The organism is Stenotrophomonas sp. YJH_SMC_133 (assembly GCF_059370655.1).
Genome location: NZ_JCAFTW010000014.1, coordinates 44,846 through 60,486 on the forward strand (window position 1 = coordinate 44,846; position 15,641 = coordinate 60,486).

General features: G+C 67.9%; 14 protein-coding genes. 3 read left to right on the forward strand and 11 right to left on the reverse strand.

Annotation, left to right across the window (positions count from 1 at the left end; translation table 11 throughout):
• Positions 1-44: 44 nt before the first annotated feature.
• Positions 45-1,883, forward strand: coding sequence for a dihydroxy-acid dehydratase (gene ilvD, locus AC5P78_RS18580; RefSeq protein ID WP_049397685.1), 1,839 nt, complete (start codon positions 45-47; stop codon positions 1,881-1,883).
• A gap of 130 nt (positions 1,884-2,013) precedes the next feature.
• On the opposite strand, the gene dinG is transcribed toward ilvD, so the two are convergent.
• From dinG to aroE, 3 genes are all read right to left on the reverse strand, one after another.
• Complete coding sequence (dinG, locus tag AC5P78_RS18585) at positions 2,014-4,116, reverse strand: ATP-dependent DNA helicase DinG (RefSeq protein WP_005411541.1); 2,103 nt, start codon at positions 4,114-4,116, stop codon at positions 2,014-2,016.
• A 167-nt stretch (positions 4,117-4,283) separates the two neighbouring features.
• The gene (locus AC5P78_RS18590; protein WP_005411542.1) at positions 4,284-4,637 is read right to left on the reverse strand and encodes a hypothetical protein; all 354 of its coding nucleotides are present in this window, start codon (positions 4,635-4,637) and stop codon (positions 4,284-4,286) included.
• Between the two features lie 3 nt (positions 4,638-4,640).
• Positions 4,641-5,486: a shikimate dehydrogenase gene (gene aroE, locus AC5P78_RS18595; protein WP_012481556.1), complete on the reverse strand. Its 846-nt coding sequence runs from the start codon at positions 5,484-5,486 to the stop codon at positions 4,641-4,643.
• A gap of 49 nt (positions 5,487-5,535) precedes the next feature.
• On the opposite strand from aroE, the gene AC5P78_RS18600 reads away from it, so the two are divergent.
• Positions 5,536-6,399, forward strand: a complete 864-nt coding sequence (locus AC5P78_RS18600; RefSeq protein ID WP_049417654.1) for a TolB-like translocation protein — start codon at positions 5,536-5,538, stop codon at positions 6,397-6,399.
• 82 nt (positions 6,400-6,481) lie between these two features.
• Here AC5P78_RS18600 and AC5P78_RS18605 read toward each other — a convergent pair whose 3' ends face one another.
• The 4 genes from AC5P78_RS18605 to AC5P78_RS18620 form a co-directional block, all read right to left on the reverse strand.
• Positions 6,482-6,751, reverse strand: a complete 270-nt coding sequence (locus AC5P78_RS18605) for a hypothetical protein (RefSeq protein ID WP_005411545.1) — start codon at positions 6,749-6,751, stop codon at positions 6,482-6,484.
• Between the two features lie 32 nt (positions 6,752-6,783).
• A complete protein-coding gene (hemB, locus tag AC5P78_RS18610; protein ID WP_005414824.1) occupies positions 6,784-7,773 on the reverse strand; it encodes a porphobilinogen synthase in 990 nt (329 codons plus the stop codon).
• Positions 7,774-7,792: 19 nt separating this feature from the next.
• Positions 7,793-8,710 (reverse strand): bestrophin family protein, encoded by a 918-nt coding sequence (locus AC5P78_RS18615; protein ID WP_005411547.1) that lies wholly within the window; start codon positions 8,708-8,710, stop codon positions 7,793-7,795.
• 122 nt (positions 8,711-8,832) lie between these two features.
• Positions 8,833-9,081 carry a hypothetical protein gene (locus AC5P78_RS18620; RefSeq protein ID WP_005411548.1) on the reverse strand — a complete coding sequence of 83 codons (249 nt, stop codon included), beginning with the start codon at positions 9,079-9,081 and terminating at the stop codon, positions 8,833-8,835.
• Between the two features lie 184 nt (positions 9,082-9,265).
• On the opposite strand from AC5P78_RS18620, the gene AC5P78_RS18625 reads away from it, so the two are divergent.
• A complete protein-coding gene (locus AC5P78_RS18625) occupies positions 9,266-9,724 on the forward strand; it encodes a hypothetical protein (RefSeq protein ID WP_024958198.1) in 459 nt (152 codons plus the stop codon).
• Positions 9,725-9,830: 106 nt separating this feature from the next.
• On the opposite strand, the gene AC5P78_RS18630 is transcribed toward AC5P78_RS18625, so the two are convergent.
• The 4 genes from AC5P78_RS18630 to AC5P78_RS18645 form a co-directional block, all read right to left on the reverse strand.
• A complete protein-coding gene (locus AC5P78_RS18630) occupies positions 9,831-11,630 on the reverse strand; it encodes a DUF885 domain-containing protein (RefSeq protein WP_005411550.1) in 1,800 nt (599 codons plus the stop codon).
• A gap of 342 nt (positions 11,631-11,972) precedes the next feature.
• Entirely contained in the window at positions 11,973-12,488 is a 516-nt protein-coding gene (locus tag AC5P78_RS18635; RefSeq protein ID WP_049403671.1) for a cytochrome c oxidase assembly factor Coa1 family protein, read from the reverse strand.
• A gap of 25 nt (positions 12,489-12,513) precedes the next feature.
• Entirely contained in the window at positions 12,514-14,739 is a 2,226-nt protein-coding gene (locus tag AC5P78_RS18640) for a S9 family peptidase (RefSeq protein ID WP_188246433.1), read from the reverse strand.
• A gap of 162 nt (positions 14,740-14,901) precedes the next feature.
• On the reverse strand, positions 14,902-15,591 hold the full coding sequence (locus AC5P78_RS18645; protein ID WP_099473829.1) for a glutathione binding-like protein: 690 nt from the start codon (positions 15,589-15,591) through the stop codon (positions 14,902-14,904).
• Between the last annotated feature and the right edge of the window lie 50 nt (positions 15,592-15,641).

Sequence of the window (15,641 nt, forward strand, 5' to 3'; positions counted from 1 at the left end):
ATCGGCTGACCCCCACGTCGTACGGCCCGCCCGTTCCGCCAGCCATGCCCGAATACCGTTCCCGCACCTCCACCGCCGGCCGCAACATGGCCGGCGCCCGCGCCCTGTGGCGTGCCACCGGCATGAAGGACGGCGACTTCCACAAGCCGATCATCGCCATCGCCAACTCCTTCACCCAGTTCGTGCCCGGCCACGTGCACCTGAAGGACCTCGGCCAGCTGGTCGCGCGCGAGATCGAGCAGGTCGGCGGCGTCGCCAAGGAATTCAACACCATCGCCGTGGACGACGGCATCGCGATGGGCCACGACGGCATGCTGTATTCGCTGCCCAGCCGCGAGATCATCGCCGACGCCGTGGAGTACATGGTCAACGCGCATTGCGCCGACGCACTGGTGTGCATCAGCAACTGCGACAAGATCACCCCCGGCATGCTGATGGCCGCGCTGCGCCTGAACATCCCGGTGGTGTTCGTTTCCGGCGGGCCGATGGAAGCGGGCAAGACCAAGCTGTCCGAGCACAAGCTGGATCTGGTCGATGCGATGGTGGTGGCTGCCGATGACAGCGCTTCCGACGAGAAGGTGGCAGCGTTCGAACGCAGCGCCTGCCCCACCTGCGGCTCCTGCTCGGGCATGTTCACCGCCAACTCGATGAACTGCCTGACCGAAGCACTGGGCCTGTCACTGCCCGGCAACGGCACCACGCTGGCCACCCACGCCGACCGTGAGGCGCTGTTCCGCCGTGCCGGCCGCCTGATCGTCGAACTCTGCCATCGCTGGTATGGCGGCGAAGACCCGAGCGCGCTGCCGCGCGGCATCGCCACCCAGGCGGCGTTTGCCAATGCGATGACCCTCGACATCGCCATGGGCGGTTCCACCAACACCATCCTGCACCTGCTGGCCGCCGCGCAGGAAGCGGAGGTCGACTTCGACCTGACCCACATCGACGCGCTGTCGCGGCGCGTACCGCAGCTGTGCAAAGTGGCGCCGAATACGCCGAAGTACCACATCGAGGACGTGCATCGCGCCGGCGGTGTGTTCGGCATCCTCGGTGAGCTGGACCGCGCCGGCCTGCTCGAAACCACGGTGCCGACCGTGCACAGCGCCAGCCTGGCCGAAGCACTGGAACGCTGGGACGTGGTGCGCAGCGACAACGACACCCTGCATACCTTCTTCAAGGCCGGCCCGGCCGGCATCCCCACCCAGGAGGCCTTCAGCCAGGCCACGCGCTGGCCGACGCTGGACGTAGACCGCGCCGAGGGCTGCATCCGCTCGCTGCAGCATGCGTATTCGCTGGAAGGTGGGCTGGCCGTGCTGCGCGGCAACCTGGCCGTGGATGGCTGCGTGGTGAAGACCGCCGGCGTGGACGAATCGATCCATGTGTTCGAAGGTCCCGCGCGTGTCTATGAAAGCCAGGACGCCGCCGTCGCCGGCATCCTCGCCGACGAAGTGCAGCCGGGCGAGGTGGTGGTGATCCGCTACGAAGGCCCGAAGGGCGGCCCCGGCATGCAGGAAATGCTGTACCCGACCAGCTATCTGAAGTCGAAGGGACTGGGCAAGCAGTGCGCACTGCTCACCGACGGCCGCTTCTCCGGCGGCACCTCCGGCCTGTCGATCGGCCATGTCTCGCCGGAAGCCGCCAGCGGGGGTGTCATCGGCCTGGTGGAAGATGGCGACCGCATCCGCATCGACATTCCGGCCCGCCGAATCGACCTGCTGCTGGATGAGACCACGCTGGCCCAGCGCCGCAGCGACGCCGATGCGCGTGGTTGGAAGCCGCGCGCGCCGCGCCCACGCAAGGTCACCAGCGCGCTGAAGGCCTACGCCCTGCTGGCCACCAGCGCCGACAAGGGCGCCGTACGCAACACCGCGCTTCTGGGCGATTGACCGCCATACGGTAGTGCCGGCCGCTGGCCGGCATCTGGGAAAAGGGGACGGAGGGAATTAAGTCGTTTGTGCCATAAACGACTTAATTCCCTCCGTCCCCTTTTTTCCGGCCAGCGGCCGGCACTACCGGTCAGCCGATCACACGCTTGAACGGCGGCAGCGCGTCGATGATGCGCTTGCCGTAGCGGCGGGTCAGCAGCCGCGAATCGAGGATGATCACGCGGCCGGTGTCGGTGGAAGTGCGGATCAGGCGGCCTGCGAACTGGGTCAGCGTGCGCAACGCATGCGGAATGGCGATCAGGTTGAAGGCATTCAGCCCACGCCCCTCGAACCATTCGCTGAGGGTGGCGGTCTGCGGATCGGTCGGCACCGCGAATGGCACCTGGGTGATCACCACCGTGGTGCAGGCTTCACCGGGCAGGTCGAGGCCTTCGCCGAACGAGTTCAGTCCGAACAGCACCGAACCCTCGCCTGCGGCCACGCGGCGCAGGTGCTCGTCGATCAGGCGGGTCTTGGACATCTCGCCCTGAACCAGCACCTGCTTGCGGCGCGCGGCCGACATCAGCCCGGCCACCTTCTCCATCTTCCAGCGCGAGGTGAACAGCACCATCGAGCCTTTGGCCCAGTCCAGCTCGGTGTCGAGATAGCGCGCCACTTCGCGCGGATGGCCTTCGCGGTCGTCCGGAGTGACCGGGAATTTCGGCACGATCAGTTCGGCCTGGTTGGGCAGGTCGAACGGTGACGACAGCGAGACCATCTCGGCCTCTTCCGGAATGCCGTTGTCGATCGCCAGCGACTGGAAATCGCCGCCGCCGGTCAGCGTCGCCGAGGTCATCACCACCGAGTCCACTTCATCCCACAGCAGCTTGCGCAGCACGTGCGCGGCCGAAACCGGCGAGCCGTGCAGCACCAGGTCGCCGTCGCGGGTGGCGGTGACCCAGCGCGCCATCGGCGGCGCACCGTCCTTGTCTTCGCGACGCCAGGCCTGCCACAGGTTGTACTGCTGCTCGATCATTTCCAGCGCCATGCCCAGGTTGCGCTGCAGGCGCTCGCGCGCGGCATCGTCCGGCTTGCCCTTGGCCACCTGCGCGGTGGCGGCGTGCGCCCAGTTGTAGAGGCTGCGGGTATCGTCAGCCAACGCCTCGATCGGCTCGCGCCAGGCCTCGGGCAGTCGCCCATTGGCCGCGCGCCACATCGGCTCTTCGTCCGCCGGCGCCGGCATCCACACCCGCTCGATATGATCGCGGAACGCGCGCAGCTGCTTGGCCACGTTGCTGGCCACCTCGATCGCTTCGTTCGGCAGCAGGTTGCCAAGGCGATCCTTGTCGACCGCGCGGTAGGCGCCGGCGATCAGGATCTGCAGGCGGCCGGTACGCTTGGCCATCTCGTCCAGCGCCAGGCTGGCCGCGCCCTGGTCGATCGCCACGTTGCCGATGTGATGGCCTTCGTCCAGCACCAGCAGCATGTCCGACGGCGGTGCGATCAACGGCTGGCCGTTGTCGCTGTCGCCGATCGACAGCGCCGACAGCAGCAGCGCGTGATTGGTGACCACGATCTGCGCGTCACGCACGGTGTTGCGCGAACGCAGCACCGCGCACTGTGCCGAGTACGCACAACGGCGCCCGGCGCAACCCGAAGCCGGCGTGGTGATGCGGCTGCGCAGGCCGGGGCTGATGGTCTCCGGTGCGTTGTCGATATCGCCATCCCAGCTGCCGCTGGTGAAGGCGTCGGTCAGGCGCTTGGCGATGTCCATTTCGATCGGCGCCAGCGGCCGGTCGAACAGCGGCGCGTCATCCTCGAACATGCCGCCCTGCGAGCCCTCGCCCTGCGCCTCGGCGGCATTGCGCGTGCACAGGTAGCGGGTACGGCCCTTGGCCAGCGCCACGGTCGCCTCCAGGCCGGTGGCTTTCAGGAAATTCGGGATATCGCGCTCGACCAGCTGCGACTGCAGCGCCACGGTGCCGGTGCTGATCACCAGCTTCTTCTTGCTGGCCAATGCGATCGGCACGCCTGCGGTGAGGTAGCCCAGGCTCTTGCCGACGCCGGTGGGCGCCTCGACCACGCCGACGCCACCGCTTTTCGACAGCGCACGCGACACCACGCCGATCATCTGGCTCTGCGAGCGACGGGTGGAAAAGCCGGGGGTATTGGCCTGCAGCGTCGTGTACGCCTTGCGGATCGCGTCCTTCAAGGTGTCATCGAGGGTGCGCGGAGCGGCGACGGTTTCGGTCACGCCGGGAATTACCGTAGCTGGATCAGGCCGGGCATTGTCGCATGGCCGGCCGCATTCACCGCCGCTGGGACCCTGAACGGGCCAGCGACGACGCCCGCTGGCGGTCCCGGTCCAATGACCGGACCATCCCAGGGGCAGATACGCCGGGCATGGCCCGGCGCGACCGGTCAGGCGGCCGGGAGCGTACGGGTACGCAGCAGGCGCACCAGCGCCCACACCACCAGCACCACACCGATGGCCTCGACCATCGCCAGCGCGAAATGCAGCACGCCGAGGATGGCACTCAAGCTCGACACGGCACTGAAATCACCGCTGCGGACCATCCACATCGGCAGGATGCCCGCCGCCATGCCGCCGAGGCTGGCCAGCAGCAACAGCAGCAGGCCGACCAGGGCACCGGTGCGGGTGGCATCGCGCGGTGCGCCGACCACCCAGACCAGGCCCACGCACAGCGCGATCAGCACCGGCAGGCGCACGCCCACCATGCTCAGCACCGTGACCAGCAGGGTTGTGCCGTCCATCGATCAGTCCTCGCCGGCCAGCACGGCCGAGCCCTGGCGCAGCGACTGGTAGACCTCGTCGGTCTGCGGGCGCACACCGTGCCACTGCAGGAAACTCTCAGCGGCCTGCTCGACCAGCATGCCCAGGCCATCGACCGTATTGCGGCACTCCGCGGCGCGCGCCCAGGCCAGGAAGGCGATCGCCGCTTCGCCGTAGTTGAGGTCGACGGCGGTGGTCATCGAGTTGACCAGCGACAGCGGCAGCTTGAACTCGATGTCACGGTCGCGGCCGGCCGAGGTGGCGTTGACGATCAGTTCGAAGTCACCCAGATCACGCAGGTCTTCCCAGTAGCGGCTGATCGCGCGACCCGGCTCACCCATCGCATCGATCAGTTCATCGGCGCGTTCCGGCGTGCGGTTGACCACCACCAGCTCGGTGATGCCGGCATCAAGCAGCGCCGGGGCGACGCTGCGCGCGGAGCCACCGGCACCGATCAGCAACATGCGGCGGCCACGCAGGTCCAGGCCATGGCGGTCGGTCAGGTCACGCACCAGGCCGATGCCGTCGGTGGTGTCGCCATGCCAGCGGTCGCCCTTGCGCAGCAGCGTGTTGACCGAACCGGCGCGGCGCGCGCGTGCGGTCAGGGTGGTGCACACCGAGAACGCGGCCTCCTTGTGCGGCGAGGTGACGTTGGCGCCGACACCGCCGTCGGCGGCGAAGGCCTCCAGGCCGGCCAGGAACGCCTCCGGGGCCAGGTCGATCGCGCGGTAATCCACCGCGATGCCTTCCTGGCGACCGAACGTCGCGTGGATCTGCGGCGACTTCGAGTGGGCAACGGGGTGTCCGAAGACGGCGTAACGGTCGGTCATGGAATCCTCAAGCTGGCTAGACTGATGCTCTGTTCGTGCATGGAACCGGATGATGCGCATCACCCTGCCCCTGCTGGTGCTTGCCGCCAGTCTACTCTCTGCCCCCGTGGCGATGGCGTTGAACGAGTACGGCATCGAAGGCATGGGCGTGGTCTCGACCCGTGCCGACGAGGGCCGCGCCACGATCAGTGCCGACGGCCAGCGCATCGTCTTCGCCCGCCGCGGCGAAGCCGGCTGGGGCCTGTGGGAGGCGCGCGTGGTCGATGGCCGCTGGCAGCAGGCGCAGGCCCTGCCGGTAGGCGTGGCCGGCGAGGCCCGCGATCCCTACTTCAGCCGCGACGGCCGCTGGCTGTTGTTCGCCGCCGGCCGCGAAGGCGCGCTGGCGCTGTACCGGGCTGCGGTGGAAGCCGATGGCCGGCTGGGCAAGGCGCACCCCATGGCCGGCGACGGTGGACGCCACGAAGAGCGCGGGCCGGCCCTGAGCGCGGACGGCACGCGGCTGCTGTTTGCCCGCCAACAGGGCCGTGGCGCCGGCTGGAACCTGTTCGTGGCGACGCTGGATGCGCAGGGCATGCGCGGCCCGGCCACCGCATTGACAGCGTTGAACAGCGCCGATGACGAGACCGACGGCGACTGGCTGGGCAACGATGGCGCAGTGGTGTTCAGCCGCGGCAACGGCACGACCGCACAGGTGTGGAGCAGCGGCTGCGCGTGGAGTGGCGCGGCCCTGCAACCGTTGGGACTGTCGTTCAACCAGACCGGCGGCTGGACCGGCGCGCCGGTGATCGACAACGCCAAGCCAGGCGAAATGATGGTGGCCAGCAGCGCGGCCAGGGCACCGCGTGCCGGTGGCGTGGACGTGTACCGGTTGGCGGTGCCGAAGGTGGCGGCGGTGGCCGGGTGCGTGCGGTAGATCCACGCCGCGCGTGGATGGCGCCCGCGCAGGGGTCAGAGCCCTTTCCTGCGGAAAGGGATCCGACCCCGGGCATTGCCCGTCAGCGCGACAACACCTTGGCGCGCAACTGCTCGTACTCCATCTCGCTCAGCTGGCCATTGTCCTTGCGCTGGTTCAGCGCGGCCAGCTCGGCCTGCACGCTGTCCGGCAGGGCCTGCTCACGGGCCACGTGGCGGGCGGCGGAGAGCTGCTCCGGTGGACGCTTGCCCGCGCGCCAGGCGGCGATGAAGACACCGACGATGATGGCGCCGAACACCAGCGTGCCGGTGCCCCAGATCAGCCATTGCATCCATCCCAGTTCGGGTCCCATCGCGCAGTCCTCCGTCTATCGTGGCGCTATTGTCAGCGCTCGCGCAGCCATCGCGCCACCTGCGGCGCGAAATAGGTCAGCACGCCATCGGCACCGGCCCGCTTGAAGCCCAGCAGCGACTCCAGCACGCAGGCGCGCTCGTCCAGCCAGCCGTTGGCGAAGGCGGCCTTCATCATCGCGTACTCGCCACTCACCTGATAGGCGAAGGTCGGCACACCGAATTTCTCCTTCACCCGGCGCACCAGGTCCAGGTACGGCATGCCCGGCTTGACCATCACCATGTCGGCGCCCTCTTCCAGGTCCAGTGCGATCTCGCGCAGGGCCTCGTCGCCGTTGGCCGGGTCCATCTGGTAGGTCTTCTTGTCGGCCTTGCCGAGGCTGGCCGCGCTGCCCACCGCATCACGGAACGGACCGTAGAACGCCGAGGCGTACTTGGCCGAGTAAGCCATGATGCGCACGTTGACGTGGTTGTCGGCATCCAGCGCACGGCGGATCGCGCCGATGCGGCCATCCATCATGTCCGACGGCGAAACGATGTCGACGCCGGCTTCGGCATGCGACACCGACTGCTTGACCAGCGCTTCGACAGTGATGTCGTTCAGTACATAGCCCTTGTCGTCGATGATGCCGTCCTGGCCGTGGGTGGTGTACGGGTCCAGCGCCACATCGGTCATCACCCCCAGTTCCGGGAAGCGCGACTTCAGCGCGCGGATCGCGCGTTGCGCCAGGCCGTCCTCGGCCCACGCCGCCGATGCATCCAGCGATTTCAGCGACGGGTCGATCACCGGGAACAGGTCGATTACCGGAATGCCCAGCTCCAGCGCCTCTTCGGCCACCTTCAGCAGTTCTTCGATCGACAGCCGCTCCACGCCCGGCATCGACGGCACTGCGGTGCGGCCGGCCAGTTCGTGCACGAACACCGGGTAGATCAGGTCATCGGTGGTCAGCGTGTTCTCGCGCATCAGGCGACGCGAGAACTCGTCGTGGCGCATGCGGCGCGGGCGGTAAAGCGGATGGGACATGGCAGGCTCCGAAGAGTGGCTATTGCAACAGGTAGCCCTGCGGCAGCAGGGGTTCGGGCAACGGGCGTTCGCCGAGCGCATCGAGCTGGTCGATCTCGATCGTGCGCACCAGCGCGTCCAGCGGCAGGTCGTTCGGCTCCAGGCCGAACGGGTCTTCCATTTCTTCGCCCAGCTGGTCCAGGCCGAAGAAGGCATAGGCCAGCACCGCCGACAGCACCGGCGTGCCCCAGCCCAGCGAACTGGCCAGGCCGAACGGCAGCAGCACGCAGAACATCCACGCGCAGCGGTGCAGCAGCAGGGTGTAGGCGAACGGCAGCGGCGTGGTGAGGATGCGCTCGCAGCCGGCCTGGATCGACGACATCGCGTGCAGGCGCTCTTCCAGCTGGGTGTAGAGGATGGGCTCGAGCTGGCCGGCGCGCAGCGCATGCGCCAGTTCGGCCGCGATCATCGCCAGCAGTGCATCGGGCACGTTCTCGCGCTGGCCCAGCTGTTCGCGCTGGCGCTTGTCCAGCCACGGCAGTGCTGCCAGGGCGACGATGCGACCACGCAGTCGCGCCGCCAGCGCATGGGCGAACGCGGTGGTGAGGTAGGCGACGCGACGACGACGGCCCGCGTCGTCGGCCAGCAGCAGGTTTACCTGGCGCGCCAGCGAACGCGATTCGTAGACCAGCTGGCCCCACAGCTTGCGTCCTTCCCACCAGCGGTCGTAGCAGGCGCTGTTGCGGAAGCTGAGGAAGATCGACAGCACCAGGCCAAGCAGGGTGAACGGGGTCACCGACACGCGTTCGATGCCGGTGGGGGGCGCCAGTTCGACCACCGCAGCCACGGCGATGGACAGGATCAGGATGGCCAGCACCTTCGGCGCGATCGCTTTGACGATCGAACCGCGCAGGATGTACAGCAGTTGCCAGCCGTGGGGACGGGGTCGGATGATCATGGGGCAGCCGCGCGGGGCGCGGATTCACAGGCACGCGGGGGGCTCGCGCAGCCATTCATTGTACGCCCCCGCCCGGCCATCGGCCGTGTGCCTGCGACGCCCTGTCGCACCCGGGACCGGGCTCAGACCACGCCGCCGCCCAGGCCAAGACGCAGGATGCCGACCACCACCACGATACCGTTCAGGACCAACCCGGCCCACGCCCGGCCACGCTTGCTCGGGTGGGTGAACAGGATGCCCAGCGCGGCGATCACCGCACCGACCGCGGCGAACGGGATCAGGAACCAGTTGCCCCAGCCCAGCAGCGGAATCAACGCCAGGATCATCCACAACAGCGCCAATACGCCCCACAACAGACTGATCACACCCATGCCGCTCTCCCGCAGTTGGTTCCTGGCCCCACCATAATCGTTCCCGTTGCTGCCGCCTACTGCCATTGGCGGGGCTGTCACCCGACCCGTGCTAGCGTGCTGTCGTGCGTGCCCTGGCCCGGGTGTTGGCGCCGATTCAGAGTGGCCCGCCGATCATCGCAACCAGTCCTGCAGGGGAAGTGCCATGAACATCCGTTGGGCCGCGTTGGCGGCCATGCTGCTGGTCGCCGCCGGCTGTGCCAGCACCTCCAAGGTGATGCTGGGCCGCGCCCGCGCACCGATCGATCCGGCGCTGGTGCAGATCTATTCGACGCCACCGGCCGGCTCCCAGGAAATCGCCCAGCTGGAATCGTCTTCCGCCGTTGGCTTCGGCACCCAGGGCCAGACCGACGCCGCCGTGGCCCGCCTGAAGCGTGAAGCCGCAGCGCTGGGCGCCAACGGCGTGGTGCTGATGGGCGTGGGCAGCAGCGGTTCGCCGGTAGGCATGTCCGTGGGCGCGGGCACGTTCGGCTCGCACGTCGGTGGCGGCGTCGGCATCGGGATTCCGACCACGCAGAAGCGCGCCGCAGGCGTCGCGATCTGGGTGCCGAATCCGGCACCGCCGGCGCGGTTGCCGACACAGGTGATTACCCCGCAGCGGTGACGCAGCAGCGTCACCGCAGGTAGTGCCGGCCGCTGGCCGGCAACCCCAAGAGTCCTTCCTGCGCCAGGGGCAATGCCGGCCAGCGGCCGGCACTACCCGGTGATGCTCAGCGCTTGTACTTCGGTACGAACACCTTGTTCACCGCGTCGGCCAACTGGTCCGGCGGCAGCAGGCCCTGGTCGAGCAGGAAGTTGTTGAACGCGAGGCGGTCGAACTTCGCACCCAGCGCCAGTTCCGTCTGCATGCGCAGTTCCAGGATGCGGGTGTAGCCGTAGAAGTAGCTACCGGCCTGGCCCGGCATCCGCACCATGTAGCGGTCCAGTTCCTGCGTGGCCATCGCCTTGGACAGGCCGACCTGCTCCATCAGCACGCGCTCGCCGTTGGCACGGTCGGTCAGGCCGAGGTTGAGCATCGGGTCGAGCATCGCGCGCGCGGCGCGCAGCAGGCGGAACTGCAGGGCGATCATCTGCCCGTCCAGCGGCTCGTACGGCACCATCTCGGCTTCGGCGTACAGCGCCCAGCCTTCCACGTTCACCGAATTGAACGCGAACATGGTGCGTGCCAGCGACACACCACGCTCGACCATCGCGGTGAACTGCAGCTCGTGGCCGGGGCGGCCTTCATGCGCGCTCAGCGTCCATGCTGCCGCACCGAAGTTGAAGTCGTCGTACTGCGCGCCCGGGCCCGCTGCCGGGTTGCCCAGCGGCAGCACGAAGGTGCCCTGCTGCCCGGTGTTGTTGACCAGCGGGGCCGGCAGGAAGTGCGGGGCCGGGCTGGCCGCGCTCTCGGCGGCCGAGCCAAGGCGCATCTGCATGGCGCGCTTGGGCACGTCCACGATGGCGTGCTCGCGGATCAGCGGATCGATCGCATCGATCACCTTGCGGTAGTGGCCTTCCAGATGATCGTCGGCGATCTTGTCGGCCTTCAGCGCGCGGATCACCGCCACCGGATCGCTCGGGTCGGCCACCTTCAGCCCCTTGTCCTTCACCACCAGCGGTGCCAGCTGCTGCATCGCCGAGCGGGTTTCCATGAACTCCAGCTGTGCGCGCTGCATCAGCAGCTTCGGGTCGATGTCGATGCCGACCTGCTTGAGCTGGTAGGCGTACAACGGCGCCGGCAGGCGTGCGTCGGCACGTGCCTTCGGCAGTACCTCCTTGCGGGTCCAGGCGGCGTAGTCCTTCATCTGCCCGGCCAGCGCCTTCATTGCTTCATCGGCGCCGGCAATCTGGTACTTCTTCAGCAGCGACTCGATACCGGTGATGTAGGTCTCGACGTTGTCCAGCGACTGCTGCACTTCAATCTTCGTCGGCTGCAACAGGCTGCTGTCCTTCAGCCGTTCCTCGTAGCGCTGGCGCGCCAGCGTGGTGAAGGCGGTGCCGCCCGGCTGCAGGCCGGCATAGGCCTTGAGGCGGTCGACCGCCTTGGCCCGGCGCTCGGCCGGCACCTGGTCGGACAGCAGCAGGTTGAGGCCGCTGAACACGGTCTGCGGCGCATCGCTCCACGGCAGCAGGTACTTCTCGTTGAGCTCGCTGCCTTCGATGTTCTGGCTGGCGGCGTGGATCATGATTTCCAAGTCCTGGCGGACATTGGGATCCTTCTCGACGGCCAGCTTTGCCTTCAGTTCGTCACGTGCCTTGGCCATGGCAGCGCGGTAGCGCTTGCCGTTGTCCGGGCCGAGATCGGCCACCTTGTCGTCGTAGCCGGGCACGCCGAAGAAGCCGGTTTCCTCCGGCTGGAACGGGCCCTGGGCGTCCAGCAGAATCTGCGCCAGCGCATTGCTGCGGGCGACCCAGGCCGGGCTGGCCGGGGTGGCGGCCTTGGCGGAGGGTGCCGCCAGCGCCGGTGGTGCGGACAGCAGCGGTGCGGCAGTCAGGGCCAGGGCAACGGCGAGCGCAATCGGCTTCATGGGACACTCCAGCAAAGGGTTGCCCGCACCCTACGCGCTCACGGCGATGGCGACAATCGGTGGGAAGTCATGGCGGGCTGGTTGTGCAGCCGGGCTCCGCGGAAACCTGGCGGGAGTAGAGTCGATTGTCAGTCGACCATCGCGCGCAGCGCGGGGTTTTTCGCTGTCTGATCGAAGAGCAGTCGACTGACAGTCGACTCTACCCCGGTCGACCATCGCGCGCAGCGCGGGGGTTTTCGCTGTCTGATCGAAGAGCAGTCGACTGACAGTCGACTCTACCCGGTCGACCCTACCCGGTCGACTCTACCCAGTCGACGTCCCGCAGTCGCCTGCGCCCGGAGGTCACAGCGCGGCGGTCAGCGGGCATTCGCCGCGATCACGGCAGGCCTTCAGCTCGCACTCCTGCGCGGCCTCGTCGTCATCCAGCGCCGTCAGGTCGAAGGTCTGCTTGTCCTCGCCCAACACGTACATCACCGGGTAGTCCCACACGTCATCGCGACGGGTACCCTGCACGAACAACCGCCCGTGCGCATGCGGTCCTTCCAGGGCTACGGTCAGGCCGACATCACGCTGGCCGTTGATCGCCGTCTGCATGCTGCCCAGCGGCATCGACTCGATGTTCAACGGCTCACCGAACGCTTCCACCAGTTCAATACTGCAGCCCGCCCGCCGCAGCGCCTCGCGCATCGGCGGGCTCTCGCGTGCCGCCTCGCTCCAGCGCAGCACGCTCCAGGTCACCACACCCCCTGCACCACCCAGCACCAGCACCACCATCAACGGCATCGCCCAGCGCCAGTGGCGGCACCACCAACCGGCGGATGCCGGGTCATGGGCGGGAATCGGCGGTGGCAGGGTCATCGGCGGGCTCCTTCCCGTTTCTGGATCAGGGCTTGAGGCAACGTCCCAGGAAGGCTTCGGCCACGCGGTAGCGATGCAGGGCATCGGCGCCGGACAGGCCATGCTTGGCACCCGGGTAGGTCATCAGCTCGAACGGCTGTGCACGCTTCTGCAACGCGCTCATCAGGCTGGTCGAATTGGTGAACAACACGTTGTCGTCAGCCATGCCGTGGATCAGCAGCAGCGGCGAGCGCAGGCCATCGATATGGGTCAGCACGCGCGCTTCGCGGTAACCCGCTTCATTGCGCGCCGGCAGGTCCATGTAGCGTTCGGTGTAATGGCTGTCGTACAGGCCCCAGTCGGTCACCGGCGCACCGGCCACGCCACAGGCGTACTGGTTCGAAGCCTTGGCCAGCAGCATCAGGGTCATGTAGCCGCCGTTGGACCAGCCCTGCACGCCGATGCGCGCCGGGTCCACCCATGGCTGCTGCTTCAGCCAGGCCACGCCGCGCAGCTGGTCGGTCACTTCCACCGTGCCCTGCTTGCCATACAGCGCACCACCGAAGTCGCGGCCACGGCGCGGGGTGCCACGGTTGTCCAGCGAGAACACCACGTAGCCCTGCTGGGCCAGGTACTGGTTGAACAGGTGGTCGCCACGGCCGGGCCAGCTGTCGGTGACGGTCTGGCTGGCCGGGCCACCATAGACGTACACCGCCACCGGGTAGCGCTTGGACGGATCGAAGCCGGCCGGCTTGATCAGGCTGTAGTTCAGCGGGGTCTTGCCGTCGGCAGCCATCAACGTGCCGAACTCCACCGGGCGCTGCGCATCGCGGTAGCGCGCATACGGATGCTTGGGATCGGCCAGGTCGTTCTCGAGCAGGGTGGCGATCTTCTCGCCATTGGCGCGGAACAGTTCGATCTGCGGCGGCGTGGTGCTGTTGGACCAGCTGTCTACGTAGACGCTGGCGTTGCGGGCGAAGCTGGCGCTGTGCATGCCCGGCGCCTTCGACAGGCGCTGCGGCTCACCGCCCTGCAGCGACACCGCGTAGATCTGGCTTTCGCGCGAGGTCTCGATGCCGGCGCGGAAGTAGGCCTTGCCAGCCTTTTCATCGACCGCCAGCAGCTCATCCACCGGCCAGTTGCCGTGGGTCAGCGCGGTGGCCTTGCCCTTGCTGTCGATGCGGTACAGGTGCTGGAAGCCGGTGCGTTCGGACGACCACAGCACGCTGCCGTCATCGAGGAAGCGCAGGCTGTTGTGCAGCGGCACCCAGGTCGGGCTGGTCTCGTGGGCGAGCACGCGCTGGCGGTTGGAATCGAGTGCCACTTCCACCAGGTCCAGCTGCTTCTGGTCACGCGACTGGCGCTGGAAGCTCAGGTGCTGCGCATCGCGCCAGTCCACGCGGGCCAGGTAGATGTCCTGTTCCTTGCCGAGGTCGACCCAGCGCGGCTGCGCATCGGCGGCCGGTGCGATCACGCCCAGCTGCACGCGCACGTTGGCATCGCCGGCGGCCGGGTAACGCTGCTCGATCACGTCGGTGCGGTCGGCATAGACCTCGTAGCGCTTCTGCACCGGTACCGGCGATTCGTCGATGCGGGCAAAGGCAATCGCCGAATCGTCCGGCGCCCACCAGTAACCGGTGTGGCGATCCATTTCCTCGTCGGCGACGAACTCGGCAACGCCGTTGCCGATGGTGGTGCTGCCGTCGCGGGTCAGCTGCAGCTGCCTGCCGCTGGCCAGGTCGATCACCCACAGGTTGCGGCCGCGGATGAAGCTGACGAAGCCGCCCTTGGGCGACAGCTTGGCGTCGGTGGCGAAGCCTTCACCATGGGTCAGCTGGCGCACCGCCGCCTGGCCCTGCTGCTTGAGGTCGTACAGGTACAGCTCGCCGCCCAGCGGGAACAGCAGGCGCTGCGCGTCCGGCGACCACTGGTAATCGACGATGCCGGTCATCGCGGCGATGCGCTGGCGCTCGCGGCGGGCCTTCTCCTCGTCGCTGAGGGTCTCGGTGCCGGGCAGCACCACCTTGGAATCAACCAGCAACCGGGTCTGGCCACTGTCGATGTCGTAGCTCCACAGGTCCAGCTGGTTGCGGTCGCTGTCCTTGCCGCGCAGGAAGCTGACCTGCGAACCGTCGGGCGCCACCTTCGGCTTCATCAGGGTTGGGCCGGACAACGGCAACGGGCCGGTGATGGCTTCCAGGGTCAGCTTTTCAGCGTGGGCGGCGGTACTGGTGGCGAGCATGAGGGCGAGCGAAGCGAACAGGTGGCGCATGGAGGATCCCGGCAAACGGCAGGTCCGCCCCCGCGATGGACGCGGAGCGGTCGTCCCCCATCCTAACCAAGCCTGTGCGGGAAGGCAGCATGACCTTCTGCCCATGGCCTGGTGCTGGGGTCAGAGCCCTTTGCGCTGCAAAGGGATCCGACCCCGAGGCGGTCAGCGCTGGCCGAACAGGTGCTTGCGCTCCTCGTCGCTGAGCGGCTTGCCGGCGTTGGGGTTCACCTGCTGGCGCAGGGCATAGGCCCGCTGGGTGGCCGGGCGTGCGGCAATGGCTTCATGCCAGCGCTTGAGGTTCGGGAACGCGGTGAAATCCACCGGCAGCGTGTCGTAGGCGCCGATCCACGGGTAGCTGGCCATGTCGGCGATGGTGTACTCGTCGCCGGCCAGGAAGGCGTGCTGGGCCAGGCGCTTGTCCATCACCCCGTGCAGGCGGCGCACTTCGTTGTCGTAGCGCTCGATGGCATACGGGATCTTTTCAGGCGCGTATACGTTGAAGTGGCCCATCTGGCCGCTCATCGGGCCCAGGCCGGCCATCTGCCAGAACAGCCACTCCAGGGTGGTGACGCGGCCGCGGGGGTCGCTGGGCAGGAAGCGGCCGGTCTTCTCGGCCAGGTACAGCAGGATCGCGCCGGACTCGAACACGCTCTGGGGAGCACCGCCATCGGCCGGGGCCTGGTCGACGATGGCCGGCATCTTGTTGTTCGGCGAGATCGCCAGGAATTCCGGCTTGAACTGGTCGCCCGAGCCGATGTTGACCGGGTGGATGCGGTATTCCAGGCCGGTTTCTTCCAGCAGCAGGGTCACTTTGTGGCCGTTCGGGGTGGGCCAGTAATACAGGTCGATCATGGCGGCGGCTCGGGGTGCGGAAAGGAACCTGAAGTCTAGTGCGTGAGTTG